The 16,064-nt window shown below is 45.9% G+C and carries 15 protein-coding genes and 1 riboswitch; all 15 genes read left to right on the plus strand.

All coding sequences use genetic code 11. The features are described 5' to 3' along the window. Positions 1–126 precede the first annotated feature (126 nt). The 15 genes from Q3W56_RS00380 to cysP all read left to right on the plus strand — a co-directional run bounded on the left by Q3W56_RS00380 (position 127) and on the right by cysP (position 16,023). On the plus strand, positions 127–501 hold the full coding sequence (locus Q3W56_RS00380; protein WP_302894127.1) for a TraR/DksA family transcriptional regulator: 375 nt from the start codon (positions 127–129) through the stop codon (positions 499–501). Positions 502–603: 102 nt separating this feature from the next. Continuing rightward, positions 604–1,068, plus strand: coding sequence for a signal peptidase II (gene lspA / locus Q3W56_RS00385; protein ID WP_003221473.1), 465 nt, complete (start codon positions 604–606; stop codon positions 1,066–1,068). A 1-nt stretch (position 1,069) separates the two neighbouring features. Then, the gene (locus tag Q3W56_RS00390) at positions 1,070–1,981 is read left to right on the plus strand and encodes an RluA family pseudouridine synthase (protein ID WP_302894128.1); all 912 of its coding nucleotides are present in this window, start codon (positions 1,070–1,072) and stop codon (positions 1,979–1,981) included. A gap of 181 nt (positions 1,982–2,162) precedes the next feature. Next, a complete protein-coding gene (pyrR, locus tag Q3W56_RS00395; RefSeq protein ID WP_003221477.1) occupies positions 2,163–2,708 on the plus strand; it encodes a bifunctional pyrimidine operon transcriptional regulator/uracil phosphoribosyltransferase in 546 nt (181 codons plus the stop codon). A gap of 174 nt (positions 2,709–2,882) precedes the next feature. Beyond that, the gene (gene pyrP, locus Q3W56_RS00400; protein WP_302894129.1) at positions 2,883–4,190 is read left to right on the plus strand and encodes a uracil permease PyrP; all 1,308 of its coding nucleotides are present in this window, start codon (positions 2,883–2,885) and stop codon (positions 4,188–4,190) included. Positions 4,191–4,336: 146 nt separating this feature from the next. Beyond that, the gene (locus Q3W56_RS00405; protein WP_268399414.1) at positions 4,337–5,251 is read left to right on the plus strand and encodes an aspartate carbamoyltransferase catalytic subunit; all 915 of its coding nucleotides are present in this window, start codon (positions 4,337–4,339) and stop codon (positions 5,249–5,251) included. Next, entirely contained in the window at positions 5,235–6,521 is a 1,287-nt protein-coding gene (locus Q3W56_RS00410; RefSeq protein WP_302894130.1) for a dihydroorotase, read from the plus strand. Before Q3W56_RS00405 ends, Q3W56_RS00410 begins: the two co-directional genes overlap by 17 nt. Beyond that, positions 6,518–7,612, plus strand: coding sequence for a carbamoyl phosphate synthase small subunit (locus Q3W56_RS00415; protein ID WP_302894131.1), 1,095 nt, complete (start codon positions 6,518–6,520; stop codon positions 7,610–7,612). The genes Q3W56_RS00410 and Q3W56_RS00415 overlap by 4 nt, the downstream gene beginning before the upstream one ends. Beyond that, positions 7,597–10,812 carry a carbamoyl-phosphate synthase (glutamine-hydrolyzing) large subunit gene (carB, locus tag Q3W56_RS00420; protein WP_302894132.1) on the plus strand — a complete coding sequence of 1,072 codons (3,216 nt, stop codon included), beginning with the start codon at positions 7,597–7,599 and terminating at the stop codon, positions 10,810–10,812. Before Q3W56_RS00415 ends, carB begins: the two co-directional genes overlap by 16 nt. Continuing rightward, positions 10,809–11,579: a dihydroorotate oxidase B electron transfer subunit gene (pyrK, locus tag Q3W56_RS00425; protein ID WP_302894133.1), complete on the plus strand. Its 771-nt coding sequence runs from the start codon at positions 10,809–10,811 to the stop codon at positions 11,577–11,579. The genes carB and pyrK overlap by 4 nt, the downstream gene beginning before the upstream one ends. Continuing rightward, positions 11,579–12,514 (plus strand): dihydroorotate dehydrogenase, encoded by a 936-nt coding sequence (locus Q3W56_RS00430; protein WP_302894134.1) that lies wholly within the window; start codon positions 11,579–11,581, stop codon positions 12,512–12,514. Before pyrK ends, Q3W56_RS00430 begins: the two co-directional genes overlap by 1 nt. Next, positions 12,483–13,202 carry an orotidine-5'-phosphate decarboxylase gene (pyrF, locus tag Q3W56_RS00435; protein ID WP_302894135.1) on the plus strand — a complete coding sequence of 240 codons (720 nt, stop codon included), beginning with the start codon at positions 12,483–12,485 and terminating at the stop codon, positions 13,200–13,202. The genes Q3W56_RS00430 and pyrF overlap by 32 nt, the downstream gene beginning before the upstream one ends. Further along, on the plus strand, positions 13,199–13,831 hold the full coding sequence (gene pyrE, locus Q3W56_RS00440) for an orotate phosphoribosyltransferase (protein ID WP_302894136.1): 633 nt from the start codon (positions 13,199–13,201) through the stop codon (positions 13,829–13,831). Before pyrF ends, pyrE begins: the two co-directional genes overlap by 4 nt. A 144-nt stretch (positions 13,832–13,975) precedes the next feature. Further along, a riboswitch (SAM riboswitch) is annotated at positions 13,976–14,081 on the plus strand. Positions 14,082–14,245: 164 nt separating this feature from the next. Next, a complete protein-coding gene (locus tag Q3W56_RS00445) occupies positions 14,246–14,947 on the plus strand; it encodes a phosphoadenylyl-sulfate reductase (RefSeq protein WP_003221498.1) in 702 nt (233 codons plus the stop codon). A gap of 11 nt (positions 14,948–14,958) precedes the next feature. Then, positions 14,959–16,023, plus strand: coding sequence for a sulfate permease (cysP, locus tag Q3W56_RS00450; RefSeq protein ID WP_302894137.1), 1,065 nt, complete (start codon positions 14,959–14,961; stop codon positions 16,021–16,023). Positions 16,024–16,064: the final 41 nt, after the last annotated feature.

The raw sequence follows: 16,064 nt of genomic DNA on the forward strand, positions 1-16,064 counted from the left end.
TAAAAGCCGGGCTTTTTTGTGCCAAGAGTGACATCGTTTAGAACGGCAGGAAAAATCTTATGGGCTTTAGATCATCATTCACAGGCAACAATATAGGTACTACGTTAAGAGCAGGAGTTGTGATGAATGGATGATCAACTGACCGCAATATATACGGAACTTCTTCTGACGAAAGAAGAATTACAGTCGAGATTATTTGAGTATTCTTGCTTTCAGGCTTCAACAAGCCCCCAAGCAGTAATCAATCATAAACAAAAAGCAACTCTGATCTATCACATTAAAGAAGAGCTTCAAGACGTTCTCCTCGCATTGTCCAAAATCGAAAACGGTACATTCGGGTACTGCGAAGAAACCGGGGCTCCTATTCCTCTTTCAAAGCTTGCTGTGCTGCCGACTGCCCGTACAGAAAACGATTTTCTTTACTCTGTCCAATTTGAAAAAAAAACGCTTCCGCTGTGGAAATCAACGGATATCGAATATGGCCAGGCACTGTATGAATAACAGTGTCTGGCCGGTTAATATGCCTGATATTTCTTTACTCCAGTGCTTTTTATTGATAAAATGCATAATGGATTAAAGTAACCGTAAACTGGAGGAACGTTTGTGCTGTATTATGTGATCGCACTACTTATTATTGCAGCCGATCAATTGACAAAATGGCTTGTCGTTAAGAACATGGAGCTTGGACAAAGCATTCCGGTCATTGATCAGGTATTCTATATCACCTCCCATCGCAATACGGGTGCTGCATGGGGGATATTAGCCGGTCAGATGTGGTTTTTCTACCTCATTACAACCGCGGTAATTATTGGCATTGTTTATTACATACAGCGTTACACAAAAGGACAAAGGCTTCTTGGCGTGGCCCTCGGACTTATGCTTGGCGGTGCCATCGGCAACTTCATTGATCGGGCTGTCAGACAGGAAGTTGTGGATTTTATCCATGTTATTATTGTGAATTACAATTACCCCATTTTTAACATCGCAGACTCCTCGTTATGTGTCGGCGTAATGCTTTTATTTATACAAATGTTGTTGGACAGCGGGAAAAAGAAAAAGGAGCAATAGCATGAACCAAATTGATATAACCGCTTCAGAAGAACAAAAAAGTGAGCGGATTGATAAATTTCTAGCATCGACTGAAAATGAATGGTCGAGAACACAGGTACAGCAATGGGTGAAAGACGGACAAGTTGTCGTGAACGGAAGCCCTGTAAAATCGAATTATAAAATTCAGCCGGGGGATCAGGTGACCGTCACTGTGCCTGAGCCGGAAGCGCTCGACGTGCTGGCAGAACCTATGGATCTTGATATTTACTATGAAGATCAGGATGTGCTGGTCGTCAATAAACCTCGCGGAATGGTTGTGCACCCAGCTCCCGGACACCTTACCGGTACACTTGTAAACGGCCTTATGGCTCATTGTACGGACCTTTCCGGAATAAATGGTGTGATGCGTCCGGGGATTGTCCACAGAATCGATAAGGACACGTCCGGCTTATTAATGGTGGCGAAGAATGATATGGCGCACGAGTCACTTGTAAACCAATTGGTCAACAAAACGGTCACGCGGAAATATACGGCAGTTGTCCATGGGCTTATTTCTCACGATGACGGCACAATTGACGCGCCGATCGGACGGGACAAGAAAGACCGTCAAAGCATGACTGTGACGCGTGATGGCAAAAATGCCGTCACTCATTTCCATGTGCTTGAGCGTTTTCAGGATTTTACGTTGGTGGAATGCCAGCTTGAAACCGGAAGAACGCATCAAATTCGTGTTCATATGAAATATATTGGATTTCCATTAGCCGGCGATCCAAAATACGGTCCGAGAAAAACGATCGATTTTAACGGTCAGGCCCTTCACGCCGGTATTTTAGGATTTGATCATCCCCGCACTGGCGAATATGTCGAATTTGAAGCGCCGCTTCCGGAGGATATGGCAGAATTAATCGAAAACCTCAGAAAAAACGATTGACAGACTGTTTCTTTTCTGAAATAATAAACGAAGCTGAATAGATTCTTTAAAACAGTCCAGAGAGGCTGAGAAGGATAACGGATAGACAGGATGCGTGTATATACGCGCACCTTGTCCTAAAACCCCTCTATGCTCTGGCAGGAGGGGTTTTTCTTCTATATGAACTGTGAGGTGTCACATATTGAATCAAAAAGCTGTCATTCTCGATGAACAGGCAATCAGACGGGCGCTGACCAGGATTGCTCACGAAATGATTGAACGCAATAAAGGAATGAATAACTGTATCCTTGTCGGCATCAAGACAAGAGGGATTTACTTGGCAAAACGCCTCGCGGAACGAATCGAACAGATTGAAGGGAATCCTGTAACAGTCGGTGAAATTGATATTACCCTTTATAGAGACGATCTTTCCAAAAAAACGAGCAACGAAGAACCGCTTGTGAAAGGCGCAGATATTCCGGTAGACATCACAGATCAAAAAGTGATCCTCGTAGATGATGTTTTGTACACAGGAAGAACGGTCAGAGCAGGTATGGATGCGCTGGTTGATGTAGGAAGACCTTCCTCTATCCAGCTGGCTGTACTAGTTGACAGAGGACATCGGGAGCTGCCGATCAGAGCGGATTATATTGGGAAAAACATCCCGACATCAAAGGCTGAAAAGGTTATGGTTCAGCTTGATGAGGTAGATCAAAACGATCTTGTCGCCATTTATGAAAATGAATAATAGATCACCTTTTTAAAGGCAATCCAGAGAGGTTGCAAAGAGGTGCACAACAAAGTCCCGAAAGTGTTCGGCAGGTCTTTGTATGCCTCTTTGCGTAAAAATAGCAAAGAGGTTTTTTTATACGGTCATTGAGTCAACCTAAAATGAAAGTTAACAATCAGGGGGAAAATCATCATGAGTAAGAAAAAAGTAAATTTAGGGGTCAGGGATGTCCCGACACCTTTCTCTTGGGTTTCATTCAGCCTGCAGCATTTGTTTGCCATGTTTGGCTCAACGATTTTGGTACCGAAGCTGGTCGGAATGAGTCCTGCTGTGGCACTGGTGACAAGCGGTATCGGGACACTTGCTTATCTTCTTATAACGAAAGGGCAAATTCCGGCATATCTCGGTTCATCCTTCGCCTTTATTTCTCCGATCATACTGGTAAAAGCGACCGGCGGGCCGGGAGCGGCAATGGTCGGGGCGTTTCTTGCAGGGCTGGTATACGGACTGATTGCCTTATTGATCAGGCAGCTAGGAACCGGTTGGCTGATGAAGATTCTCCCGCCTGTCGTCGTAGGCCCCGTTATTATCGTCATCGGGCTGGGGCTGGCAAGTACTGCAGTAAACATGGCGATGTACGCTGATCCGAATGCGAGTGAATTGGTCTATAGCTTAAAGCACTTCAGTGTCGCAGGAGTTACGCTGGCGATCACGATTATTTGCGCGATTTTCTTACGTGGATTTTTAAGCCTGATTCCGGTTCTGATCGGAATCATCGGCGGATACCTGTTTGCCCTTACTCAAGGGATTGTCAACTTTCAGCCGGTACTTGACGCGAAATGGTTTGCAGTGCCTGAATTTATCATCCCGTTTAAAGACTATTCACCGTCAGTAACACTCGGCATCGCAGCAGCAATGGTTCCCGTCGCGTTTGTGACAATCTCGGAGCATATCGGCCACCAAATGGTGCTGAGCAAAGTTGTTGGACAAGATTTCATTAAAAAACCGGGGCTGCATCGCTCCATTATGGGTGACAGCGTAGCGACCATCCTTGCTTCCTTGATTGGCGGTCCGCCGACAACGACTTACGGAGAAAACATTGGCGTGCTGGCCATCACAAGAGTATTCAGCGTCTTTGTCATCGGCGGTGCGGCGGTGATTGCCCTTTGCTTCGGCTTTATCGGCAAAATCTCAGCACTGATCAGTTCAGTGCCGTCGGCGGTCATGGGAGGTGTCTCCTTCCTGCTGTTTGGAATCATCGCTTCGAGCGGCCTAAGAATGCTGATTGACAACAAAATTGATTATGAAGACAACAGAAACCTTATTATCACATCGGTTATCCTAGTGATCGGTGTAGGAGGCGCATTTATCCAAGTGTCTCAAGGGGGATTCCAAGTGTCAGGAATGGCGCTAGCCGCAATTGTCGGTGTCATCTTAAACCTGGTTCTTCCGCAGTCGAAGGAAGAGCAGGCAGACACATCTGAACAACATCATATCTAAAACAACCTTTTAAAGAAAGTCCAGAGAGGCTTGGAAGGGTTATGAGGAGAAGGAAGCTTAATGCTGCCCTCTGTTTAACCATACCCCGAGTCTATCTTAGACCGGGGTTTTTTCAGCCTTCAAGTTGAAATGAGAGGGGAAAGAACATGAAGCATTTAACGACGATGAGCGAGCTCAGTATTGAGGAAATTAAAGAATTGCTTCAAACAGCACAAGACCTCAAAAGCGGAAAAACAGACAATCAGCTTATGGGGAAATTTGCAGCAAACCTGTTTTTCGAACCGAGCACGAGAACGCGGTTCAGCTTTGAGGTGGCAGAAAAAAAGCTGGGTATGAATGTGCTGAATCTTGATGGAACAAGTACAAGCGTGCAAAAAGGCGAAACCTTATATGATACCATCCGAACGCTCGAATCAATCGGTGTGGACGTGTGCGTCATCAGGCACAGTGAGGATGAGTACTATAAAGAACTTGTCAGCCAGGTGAAGATCCCGATTCTGAACGCGGGAGACGGATGCGGCCAGCACCCGACGCAATCATTGCTTGATTTAATGACAATTAATGAAGAGTTCCATACATTCAAAGGGCTTACCGTCTCCATTCATGGCGATATTAAGCACAGCAGAGTGGCTAGATCAAATGCGGAAGTGTTGACAAGACTAGGTGCCCGTGTCCTGTTTTCAGGTCCTTCGGAATGGCAGGATGAAGAAAATCCATTCGGCACGTATGTCTCAATGGATGAAGCAGTTGAGTCTTCCGATGTTGTCATGCTGCTTCGCATTCAAAATGAAAGACATCAGTCCGCTGTCAGTCAGGACGGCTATTTAAATAAATACGGCTTGACCGTAGAGCGGGCTGAGCGTATGAAGCAGCATGCGATTATTATGCATCCAGCTCCGGTAAACAGAGGAGTGGAGATTGATGACAGCTTAGTAGAAAGCAAAAAATCAAGAATCTTCAAACAAATGCAAAATGGTGTATTTATCAGAATGGCAGTGATACAGCGTGCCTTACAAACCAAAGTGAAAAGAGGAGAAACAGCGTATGTCATATCTCATTAAAAATGGCTGGATACTTAACGAAAATGGTGAAAAAACAGAAGCGGATATTCGAGTGACTGGAGAAATCATCTCCGAAATCGGCAGGCTTGATGCAGCGGATGACGAAACCGTAATTGATGCAAAAGGCTTGCTCGTTTCACCTGGGTTTGTTGATCTCCACGTACACTTCAGAGAGCCGGGCGGAGAGAAAAAAGAAACCATTGAAACCGGTGCAAAAGCAGCGGCGCGCGGCGGCTATACAACAGTAGCGGCAATGCCGAATACGCGGCCGGTCCCTGATACGAAGGAGCAGATGGAATGGGTGCAAAACCGTATTAAAGAAACATCATGTGTCAGAGTTCTTCCGTATGCATCCATTACGATCAGACAAATCGGTGATGAGATGACAAACTTTGAAGCTTTAAAAGAAGCCGGAGCATTTGCTTTTACAGATGACGGTGTTGGTATACAGACAGCAGGAATGATGTATGAAGCGATGAAACGGGCAGCTGCGATCGACAAAGCCATTGTGGCACATTGTGAAGACAACTCCTTAATTTACGGAGGAAGCGTTCATGAGGGGACATTCTCCAAAGCGAACGGGCTCAGCGGCATCCCTTCTGTGTGTGAATCAGTTCATATTGCCCGCGATGTATTGCTGGCTGAGGCGGCAAACTGCCATTATCATGTATGCCATATCAGCACGAAAGAATCTGTGAGAGTCGTGCGTGATGCGAAAAAAGCGGGAATTCGGGTGACAGCAGAAGTATCACCTCATCATTTACTGCTTTGTGATGAAGACATTCCGGGATTGGATACCAATTATAAAATGAATCCTCCGCTCCGCGGGGCAGAAGACAGAGCTGCTTTAATCGAAGGTCTTTTAGACGGAACGATTGATTTTATCGCAACAGACCATGCGCCGCATACTGAGGAAGAGAAAAATACAGAAATGAGGCTGGCGCCATTTGGAATTGTCGGCTTAGAAACAGCGTTCCCGCTCCTATACACACACTTTGTCAAAAATGGCAGCTGGTCGCTGAAACAGCTGATTGATTACATGACAATCAAACCATGCGAAGCGTTCGGTCTCCCATACGGAACATTACAAACGGGGCAAGTTGCCGACATTGCGTTAATCGACCTGGAAAAGGAAGCAGTTATTGACAAAGAGACATTTTTATCAAAAGGAAAAAACACACCATTTAACGGCATCAGCTGCACCGGCTGGCCTGTCGCTACAATTGCGGCAGGGAAGCTTGCTTACGAAGAAGGGAGACTTGTCAAATGAAGAGACGATTAGTACTGGAAAACGGAGCGGTATTCGAGGGAGAAGCTTTCGGAAGCTTAGAACACAGCATGGGAGAAGTCGTTTTTAACACTGGGATGACAGGCTATCAGGAAATATTATCTGATCCTTCTTACTGCGGGCAGATCGTAACATTAACGTATCCGCTTATCGGAAATTACGGCATCAACCGTGATGATTTTGAATCCATTACCCCTTTTGTGAAAGGGCTGATTATCAAAGAATTGTGTGAACAGCCTTCCAATTGGCGTTCAGCATACACATTAGACGAGTATTTAAAAATGAAAAACATTCCGGGACTGCAGGGAATTGATACAAGAAAGCTGACACGAATGATTCGCACGGCAGGCGCGCTAAAAGGAACATTCGCTTCACCTGATGAAGATATCGAAGCGGTGCTAAAAAAACTGAATGAAACTGAACTGCCAAGAAATCAAGTCTCCCAAGTATCGGCCAAGACAGCATATCCGAGCCCTGGAAGAGGCAAACGCATTGTCTTGGTTGATTTCGGCATGAAGCACGGTATTCTTAGAGAGCTGAACAAACGGAAATGTGATGTCATCGTTGTGCCTTACAACATTACAGCGGAAGAAGTGCTTCAGCTGAAACCGGACGGCATCATGCTTTCTAACGGACCTGGAGATCCGAAAGATGTGCCTGAAGCGATTGAGATGATTAAAGGTGTGCTTGGAAAAGTGCCATTATTCGGAATTTGTCTCGGCCATCAGTTATTCGCGCTGGCGTGCAGAGCGAATACTGAAAAAATGAAATTCGGCCACAGGGGCTCGAACCACCCGGTAAAAGAGCTGTCTACCGGAAAAGTCGCCTTAACATCTCAAAACCATGGCTATACAGTCTCATCAATCAGCAAAACAGAACTGGAAGTGACGCATATCGCAATTAACGACGATACGATTGAAGGGCTGAAGCATAAAATACTGCCGGCTTTTACGGTTCAATATCATCCTGAAGCCTCTCCTGGTCCTGAGGATGCCAACCATCTATTTGACAGATTCATCGAAATGATCGAAACAACAGTGAAAGAAGGGGAAGCGGTATGCCAAAACGCGTAGACATTAACAAAATTTTAGTAATTGGATCTGGACCGATCATCATCGGCCAAGCAGCAGAATTTGACTATGCTGGAACACAAGCTTGCCTCGCATTGAAAGAAGAAGGCTATGAGGTCATCCTTGTCAACTCAAACCCTGCTACGATCATGACAGATACAGAAATGGCTGACCGAGTCTACATCGAACCGCTCACTCCTGAATTCCTGACGCGAATCATCAGAAAAGAGCGCCCGGATGCCATTCTTCCTACTCTCGGAGGCCAAACCGGTTTGAATCTTGCGGTTGAGCTTTCTGAGAGAGGCGTGCTGGAAGAGTGCGGCGTCGAAGTGCTTGGCACGAAGCTGTCTGCGATTCAGCAGGCTGAAGACCGCGATTTGTTCAGAACACTTATGAATGATCTGAATGAGCCGGTGCCAGAAAGTGAAATTATCCACTCTCTTGAAGAAGCAGAAAACTTCGTCAGCCAAATTGGTTTCCCTGTCATTGTCCGCCCGGCATATACATTGGGAGGAACAGGCGGCGGCATCTGCTCGAATGAAACCGAACTGAAAGAAATTGTTGAGAACGGCTTAAAATTAAGCCCGGTGCATCAATGTCTGCTTGAAAAAAGCATCGCGGGCTATAAAGAAATCGAGTATGAAGTGATGCGAGACAGCCAGGACCACGCGATTGTCGTTTGTAATATGGAGAACATTGATCCAGTCGGAATCCACACTGGAGACAGTATTGTTGTCGCGCCAAGCCAAACGCTCAGTGACCGCGAATATCAGCTCTTGCGGAATGTATCGTTAAAACTGATCCGCGCGCTTGGAATCGAAGGTGGATGTAACGTCCAGCTCGCTTTAGATCCAGACAGCTTCCAATACTACATTATTGAAGTAAACCCGCGGGTCAGCCGTTCATCTGCCCTTGCCTCAAAAGCAACGGGATATCCGATTGCAAAGCTTGCTGCTAAAATTGCTGTCGGCCTTTCATTAGATGAAATGATGAACCCAGTGACAGGAAAAACATATGCAGCATTTGAACCGGCTCTTGACTACGTCGTATCCAAAATTCCGCGCTGGCCGTTTGATAAGTTTGAATCAGCAAACAGAAAGCTCGGCACGCAAATGAAAGCGACAGGAGAGGTCATGGCGATCGGCCGCACGCTTGAAGAGTCATTGCTGAAGGCTGTGCGTTCACTGGAAGCGGATGTGTATCATCTTGAATTAAAGGACGCTGGAGACATTTCCGATGAGCTTCTTGAAAAACGAATTAAAAAGGCCGGTGATGAACGCTTATTCTACTTAGCTGAAGCGTACAGAAGAGGCTACACGGTAAAAGACCTCCATGAATTTTCTGCGATCGACGTCTTCTTCCTGCATAAGCTATTCGGAATTGTACAGTTTGAAAAAGAATTGAAGGCAAATGCAGGTGATACTGACGTACTGAGGCGGGCAAAAGAACTCGGATTCTCTGATAAGTACATCAGCCGTGAGTGGGAAATGAAAGAATCGGAGCTTTACAGCTTAAGAAAACAAGCGGGAATTGCGCCGGTATTCAAAATGGTGGATACGTGCGCGGCGGAATTTGAATCAGAAACGCCATACTTCTATAGCACATATGAAGAGGAAAATGAATCTGTCGTTACAGAAAAGAAAAGTGTGATAGTGCTTGGTTCGGGGCCGATTCGAATCGGTCAGGGTGTTGAATTCGATTATGCGACTGTTCACTCTGTATGGGCAATTAAACAAGCAGGCTATGAAGCCATTATTGTCAATAACAACCCGGAAACCGTTTCAACAGACTTCAGTATCTCAGACAAGCTGTACTTTGAACCGCTTACGATTGAAGATGTCATGCACATCATTGACCTCGAACAGCCAATGGGCGTTGTCGTACAGTTCGGCGGACAAACTGCGATTAACCTTGCTGACGAGCTTTCTGCACGTGGAGTGAAAATCCTTGGGACTTCGTTAGAAGATTTAGACCGTGCGGAAGATCGGGATAAATTTGAACATGCGCTTGGAGAACTCGGTGTTCCGCAGCCGCTTGGCAAAACAGCGACATCAGTTGATCAGGCGGTAAGCATTGCGAGTGATATCGGCTATCCGGTACTGGTGCGCCCTTCCTATGTACTTGGCGGCCGGGCGATGGAGATTGTGTATTATGAAGAAGAACTGCTTCATTACATGAAAAACGCAGTCAAAATCAATCCGCAGCATCCTGTATTAATTGACAGATATTTAACTGGGAAAGAAATTGAAGTTGATGCAGTATCTGACGGTGTAACAGTCGTCATTCCGGGAATTATGGAGCACATTGAACGGGCGGGCGTTCACTCCGGAGACTCAATCGCTGTTTATCCGCCTCAGTCTCTCACAGAAGACATTAAGAAAAAAATTGAACAGTACACAATAGCACTAGCTAAAGGGCTGAACATTGTCGGTTTGCTCAATATTCAATTTGTCTTATCACAAGGCGAAGTGTACGTGCTCGAAGTAAATCCGAGATCGAGCAGAACCGTACCGTTCTTAAGCAAAATCACGGGTATCCCAATGGCGAACCTTGCTACAAAGGTCATTCTCGGCCAAAAGCTGGCGGCGTTTGGCTATACAGAGGGCCTTCAGCCTGAACAGCAGGGGGTTTTTGTAAAAGCGCCAGTCTTTTCCTTCGCTAAGCTGAGAAGAGTGGATATTACGTTAGGGCCTGAAATGAAATCAACTGGAGAGGTCATGGGGAAAGATTCCACACTTGAAAAAGCGCTCTATAAAGCTCTAATTGCTTCAGGCATTCAAATCCCTAACTACGGATCCGTGCTTTTAACAGTGGCTGATAAGGACAAAGAAGAAGGGCTTGCCATCGCTAAGCGATTCCATGCGATCGGGTATAACATTTTAGCGACCGAAGGAACGGCGGGGTATCTCAAGGAAGCGTCAATTCCAGCGAAGGTCGTCGGAAAAATCGGCCAGGACGGCCCGAACTTGCTAGATGTGATCAGAAACGGAGAAGCGCAGTTTGTCATCAATACGCTGACAAAAGGAAAGCAGCCGGCAAGAGACGGATTTAGAATCAGACGTGAATCAGTAGAAAATGGTGTTGCCTGCTTAACATCTTTAGATACGGCTGAAGCGATACTGCGAGTGCTGGAAAGCATGACATTCCGTGCCGATCAAATGCCGGCAGTCAACACAAATCAGGAGGCGGCAGTCACTATATGAAAAAAGCGTATTTGACAGTATGTTCTAACCAGCAAATTGCAGACCGGGTGTATCAAATGGTTTTGAAAGGGGAGCTTGTCCAAGGGTTTACAACCCCGGGACAGTTCCTTCATCTTAAAGTGAGCGAAGCGGTTACGCCTCTTTTAAGAAGACCAATCAGCATTGCTGACGTCAACTTAGAAAAAAATGAAGTCACCATCATTTATCGAGTAGATGGGGAAGGAACAAGACTCTTATCGATGAAGCAGCAGGGAGAACCTGTGGATGTTCTCGGACCTTTGGGAAATGGCTTTCCTGTCAATGAAGTCCAACCCGGAAAGACGGCTTTGCTGGTAGGAGGCGGTGTAGGTGTCCCGCCTCTCCAAGAGCTGTCGAAACGCTTGAAAGAAAAAGGGGTAAAGGTCATACACGTGTTAGGGTTCCAATCGGCAAAGGATGTTTTTTATGAAAAAGAGTGCCGACAGTATGGAGACACGTATGTGGCAACAGCTGACGGAAGCTACGGGGAAACCGGGTTTGTCACAGATGTCATAAAACAGAAGAATCTAGAGTTTGATATTCTCCTCAGCTGCGGGCCAACACCGATGCTGAAGGCATTAAAACAGGAATATGCCCATAAAGAAGTTTACCTGTCTATGGAGGAACGAATGGGCTGCGGAATCGGTGCCTGCTTCGCGTGTGTGTGCCATACAAACGAAAGTGAGGCATCCTACGTAAAAGTATGTCTCGACGGACCTGTATTTAAAGCTCAGGAGGTGGCGCTGTAATGCTAGAGGTCAAATTGCCTGGACTTGAATTGAAAAATCCGATCATTCCGGCATCAGGCTGCTTCGGTTTTGGAAAAGAATTTGCGCGTTTTTATGATTTATCTTGTCTCGGAGCCATTATGATCAAAGCTACGACACAGGAACCTCGCTTCGGGAACCCGACGCCTAGAGTAGCTGAGACTGGCGCTGGAATGCTCAATGCGATCGGTCTCCAAAATCCGGGGCTGGAAAGCGTTTTGCAAAATGAGCTGCCGTGGCTTGAACAGTTTGATACGCCGATTATTGCAAATGTTGCAGGCTCTCAAGTCGAGGAGTATGTTGAAGTCGCAGAGCATATCAGCCAAGCGCCTAATGTTCATGCTCTTGAATTGAACATTTCTTGTCCGAATGTGAAAACAGGCGGAATTGCTTTTGGTACGAATCCTGAAATGGCTGCTGATTTGACGAAGGCGGTTAAAAAGGTTTCGGATGTACCCGTTTATGTAAAGCTTTCCCCGAACGTGGCAAGTATCACAGAAATTGCATCTGCGATCGAAGGGGCGGGAGCGGACGGCCTTACAATGATTAACACATTAATCGGCATGAGGCTTGATTTAAAATCAGGAAAACCGATATTAGCGAATAAAACAGGGGGGCTTTCCGGCCCTGCCGTGAAGCCGGTTGCCATTCGCATGGTGTATGAAGTCAGCCAAGCGGTCAATATTCCGATTATCGGGATGGGAGGCGTGCAGACGGCCGAAGATGCACTGGAGTTTCTTCTCGCGGGAGCAAGCGCGGTAGCTGTCGGAACAGCAAACTTTGTGAATCCTTTTGCATGCCCGGACATTATTGAACAGCTCCCTGCTGTTTTACGCCAATACGGCTATGAATCTGTTGAAGAATGCATCGGAAGGAGCTGGAACCATGAAAAACAACCTGCCCATCATCGCGCTTGATTTTGCATCAGCTGAAGAAACACTTGCGTTCTTAGCGCCTTTTCAGCTAGAACCGTTATTTGTAAAGGTTGGGATGGAACTTTTTTATCAAGAAGGACCATCTATAGTTAAACAATTAAAAGAAAGAAATTGCGAGCTGTTTTTAGATTTAAAGCTTCATGACATCCCGACCACTGTAAACAAAGCGATGAAGCGCCTTGCTGGTCTCGGGGTGGACCTCGTCAATGTTCATGCGGCCGGAGGCAAAAAAATGATGCAAGCAGCCCTGGAAGGCTTAGAAGAAGGAACGCCGTCCGGAAAAAAACGCCCGTCACTTATCGCGGTAACCCAGCTGACAAGCACATCTGAACAAATGATGAAGAATGAACTGCTAATCGAAAAGCCTCTGATCGACACGGTTGTGCACTACAGTAAGCTGGCAGAAGAAAGCGGGCTTGATGGAGTGGTCTGCTCTGTTCATGAAGCAAAAGCCATTTACCAATCGGTGTCGCCTTCATTTCTGACTGTCACTCCGGGGATCAGGATGTCTGAGGACGCTGCGAATGACCAAATTCGCGTAGCGACACCTGCAATTGCAAGAGAGAGAGGGTCATCAGCGATTGTGGTAGGACGCTCGATTACAAAAGCGAAAAACCCAGTAAAAGCCTATGAAGCTGTCAGACTCGAATGGGAGGGAATCAAATTATGAAACAAATCATCGCAAAACATCTATTAGACATCCAAGCTGTATGTTTACGCCCGAACGAGCCATTTACATGGGCAAGCGGCATTTTATCGCCAATCTACTGTGACAACCGCCTTACGCTATCTTTCCCAGAGGTCAGAAATGATGTCGCCTCAGGCATCAGCAAGCTTGTCGAAGAGCATTTTCCTGAAGCTGAAATGATTGCTGGAACAGCAACAGCCGGTATTCCTCATGCTGCTCTGGCGGCTGACCGATTGAATCTTCCGATGTGTTATGTGAGAAGCAAGCCGAAAGCGCACGGAAAAGGCAATCAGATTGAGGGAGCTGTTCAAAAGGGGCAAAAAACTGTCGTCATTGAAGACTTAATCTCCACAGGAGGAAGCGTACTTGAAGCTTCGGCAGCTTTACAAGCGGCTGGCAGTGAAGTGCTCGGTGTCGTCTCGATTTTCACGTACGGGCTCCCTAAAGCGCGGGAAGCATTTGCAAAGGCAGAACTGCCATACTACTCTTTAACAGATTATGATACGCTTACAGAGGTCGCGCTTGAAAACGGAAATATTCATTCAGACGATCTGGAAAAGCTGAAAACGTGGAAACAAAATCCCGAGTCAACAGATTGGTTTAAAAAATAACAAATAAATTCCGGTGATGTGCAGAGGCTTTAAAGCCTTGCTGTACTTGAAATCAGGCCACTCGGCCTGTTTTTTTATTAATCCTATAAAAAAAGTCGGGTTGACTTATGTTAGAATTGTGCTAAAATTTACTACAAATCTAAAAACTTATCAAGAGCGGCTGAGGGACTGGACCTATGAAGCCCGGCAACCTGCATAGTTTGTAAGGTGCTACTTCCAGCAAAATGAATTCCATTTTGAAAGATAAGGGCTACATGCTGTTCCTGTCTTTCTTTCCGCCGGATTGGAAGTTTTTTATTTTAAGAGGAAAAAAAGGCTGATTTTGATACAGCAGCCGCGCATCACATTACAATTGGAAAAAGACAACCGGCAGAAAGCTACTGTTTGTTTGTCTCCGAAAGGAGGAAAGAAGAAATGTTAACGTACGATAATTGGGAAGAACCAACGATTACATTTCCGGAAGACGATCCTTATAAAGGAGCGCTGTCAGTTTTAAAGTGGGCATACGGCCATTACGGCAATCAGCTTGTTTATGCCTGCAGTTTCGGAATTGAGGGAATCGTTCTGATTGACTTAATTTATAAAGTGAAAAAAGACGCAGAGATTGTGTTTCTTGATACAGGGCTTCATTTTAAAGAAACCTATGAAACGATTGAACGAGTGAAAGAACGGTATCCAGGTCTTAATATCATCCTGAAAAAACCAGACCTTACCCTTGAGGAGCAAGCCGAAGAACATGGTGACAAACTGTGGGAAAGAGAACCGAATCAGTGCTGCTATCTTAGAAAAGTTGTCCCTTTAAGAGAAGCACTGTCAGGACACCCAGCCTGGCTTTCCGGTCTGCGCCGCGATCAAGGGCCGAGCCGTGCCAATACGAATTTCTTAAACAAAGATGAAAAATTTAAATCAGTAAAAGTATGCCCGCTTATCCATTGGACTTGGAAAGACATTTGGAGATACACTTCCCGGAATGAGCTGGACTACAATCCGCTTCATGACCAAGGATATCCAAGTATTGGCTGCGCGCCTTGCACGGCTCCTGCTTTTACCGCAGAGGATTTACGTTCAGGCAGATGGAATGGTATGGCGAAAACAGAATGCGGACTGCATGAATAAGGAGCTGCAAAATGGAACTAGCCGCTATATTATTTAGCTTGTTTTTCGCGATGAATATTGGTGCAAGCGGCGCTGCAGCTTCGATGGGAGTTGCTTACGGCTCTGGAGCCATCAAAAAGAAAACCTACGCTTTGATCCTATGCGCAGTCGGTGTGCTGGCCGGGGCGGTCATTGGCGGGGGAGAGGTTGTAAAAACCATCAGCTCCGGGATTATTCCCGAGCAGACGATTACACTGACGATTGTTTGTATTATTATTGGAGCCGCTGCGCTGTCGCTCTTTACGGCTAATCTCCTCGGGATTCCTTTGTCGACAAGTGAAGTTACAGTCGGCGCAGTTGTCGGTGTGGGAGTGGCTTACAAAGTATTGTTTGTGAACAACCTGCTGGTCATTGTGTCTTTTTGGGTTTTCGTCCCGCTGTTCGCTTTCGGTTTTACCTATTTTGTATCTAAGCTGTTTCGTTATTTTAAGATTGAAATTACATCTTCTAAAAAGCAAAAAATCCTTGGCATAGTTTTGTTAGGTGCAGGATTTTTTGAAGCATTCTCTGCCGGTATGAACAATGTGGCAAATGCCGTTGGCCCGTTAGTAGCGGCCGGTGTGCTGGATGTAACGAAAGGAACCTTGTACGGGGGAGCTTTTGTTGCTCTTGGCGCGTTGTTACTAGGTCGCCGGGTGTTAGAAACAAACGGGAAGAAAATTACGAGATTCTCAAAAGGAGAAGGCATTCTCCTATCCGGTACAGGAGCCGGACTGGTAATCATCAGTTCTGTATTTGGGATGCCGGTGCCATTGGCGCAAGTCACGTCATCCTCTATTATCGGAATAGGCATGGCAAAAAACGGTCCGAACGTGTTCCATAAACAAGTTGTTCAAACGATGCTGAAGGTATGGATCGTATCGCCGTTTTTATCTTTATCAATTTCTTATCTGCTTGTATCCTTGTTTTTAAAAGCGGATTATTATTCAATCTTTATCATGGTAAGTGTGCTTTTAGCGGCGGGCGGTGCCATCAGCCTGATGAAGGCCATACGTAAAGAGAGACGCTCGGTCCACGAACAAGGCGGGGGAATCTGACCATTAATCTGAGTTATTTTATATGTTAACTAGGAGGAAAT

The organism is Bacillus sp. C28GYM-DRY-1 (assembly GCF_030519405.1).
Lineage (GTDB): Bacteria > Bacillota > Bacilli > Bacillales > Bacillaceae > Bacillus > Bacillus spizizenii_A.

Coding starts and splice junctions, on each gene's coding strand:
- Q3W56_RS00380 (WP_302894127.1), top strand. CDS start 127: ATGGATGATCAACTGACCGCAATATATACGGAACTTCTTCTGACGAAA.
- Q3W56_RS00390 (WP_302894128.1), top strand. CDS start 1,070: ATGAACCAAATTGATATAACCGCTTCAGAAGAACAAAAAAGTGAGCGG.
- pyrP (WP_302894129.1), top strand. CDS start 2,883: ATGAGTAAGAAAAAAGTAAATTTAGGGGTCAGGGATGTCCCGACACCT.
- Q3W56_RS00405 (WP_268399414.1), top strand. CDS start 4,337: ATGAAGCATTTAACGACGATGAGCGAGCTCAGTATTGAGGAAATTAAA.
- Q3W56_RS00410 (WP_302894130.1), top strand. CDS start 5,235: ATGTCATATCTCATTAAAAATGGCTGGATACTTAACGAAAATGGTGAA.
- Q3W56_RS00415 (WP_302894131.1), top strand. CDS start 6,518: ATGAAGAGACGATTAGTACTGGAAAACGGAGCGGTATTCGAGGGAGAA.
- carB (WP_302894132.1), top strand. CDS start 7,597: ATGCCAAAACGCGTAGACATTAACAAAATTTTAGTAATTGGATCTGGA.
- pyrK (WP_302894133.1), top strand. CDS start 10,809: ATGAAAAAAGCGTATTTGACAGTATGTTCTAACCAGCAAATTGCAGAC.
- Q3W56_RS00430 (WP_302894134.1), top strand. CDS start 11,579: ATGCTAGAGGTCAAATTGCCTGGACTTGAATTGAAAAATCCGATCATT.
- pyrF (WP_302894135.1), top strand. CDS start 12,483: ATGAAAAACAACCTGCCCATCATCGCGCTTGATTTTGCATCAGCTGAA.
- pyrE (WP_302894136.1), top strand. CDS start 13,199: ATGAAACAAATCATCGCAAAACATCTATTAGACATCCAAGCTGTATGT.
- Q3W56_RS00445 (WP_003221498.1), top strand. CDS start 14,246: ATGTTAACGTACGATAATTGGGAAGAACCAACGATTACATTTCCGGAA.
- cysP (WP_302894137.1), top strand. CDS start 14,959: ATGGAACTAGCCGCTATATTATTTAGCTTGTTTTTCGCGATGAATATT.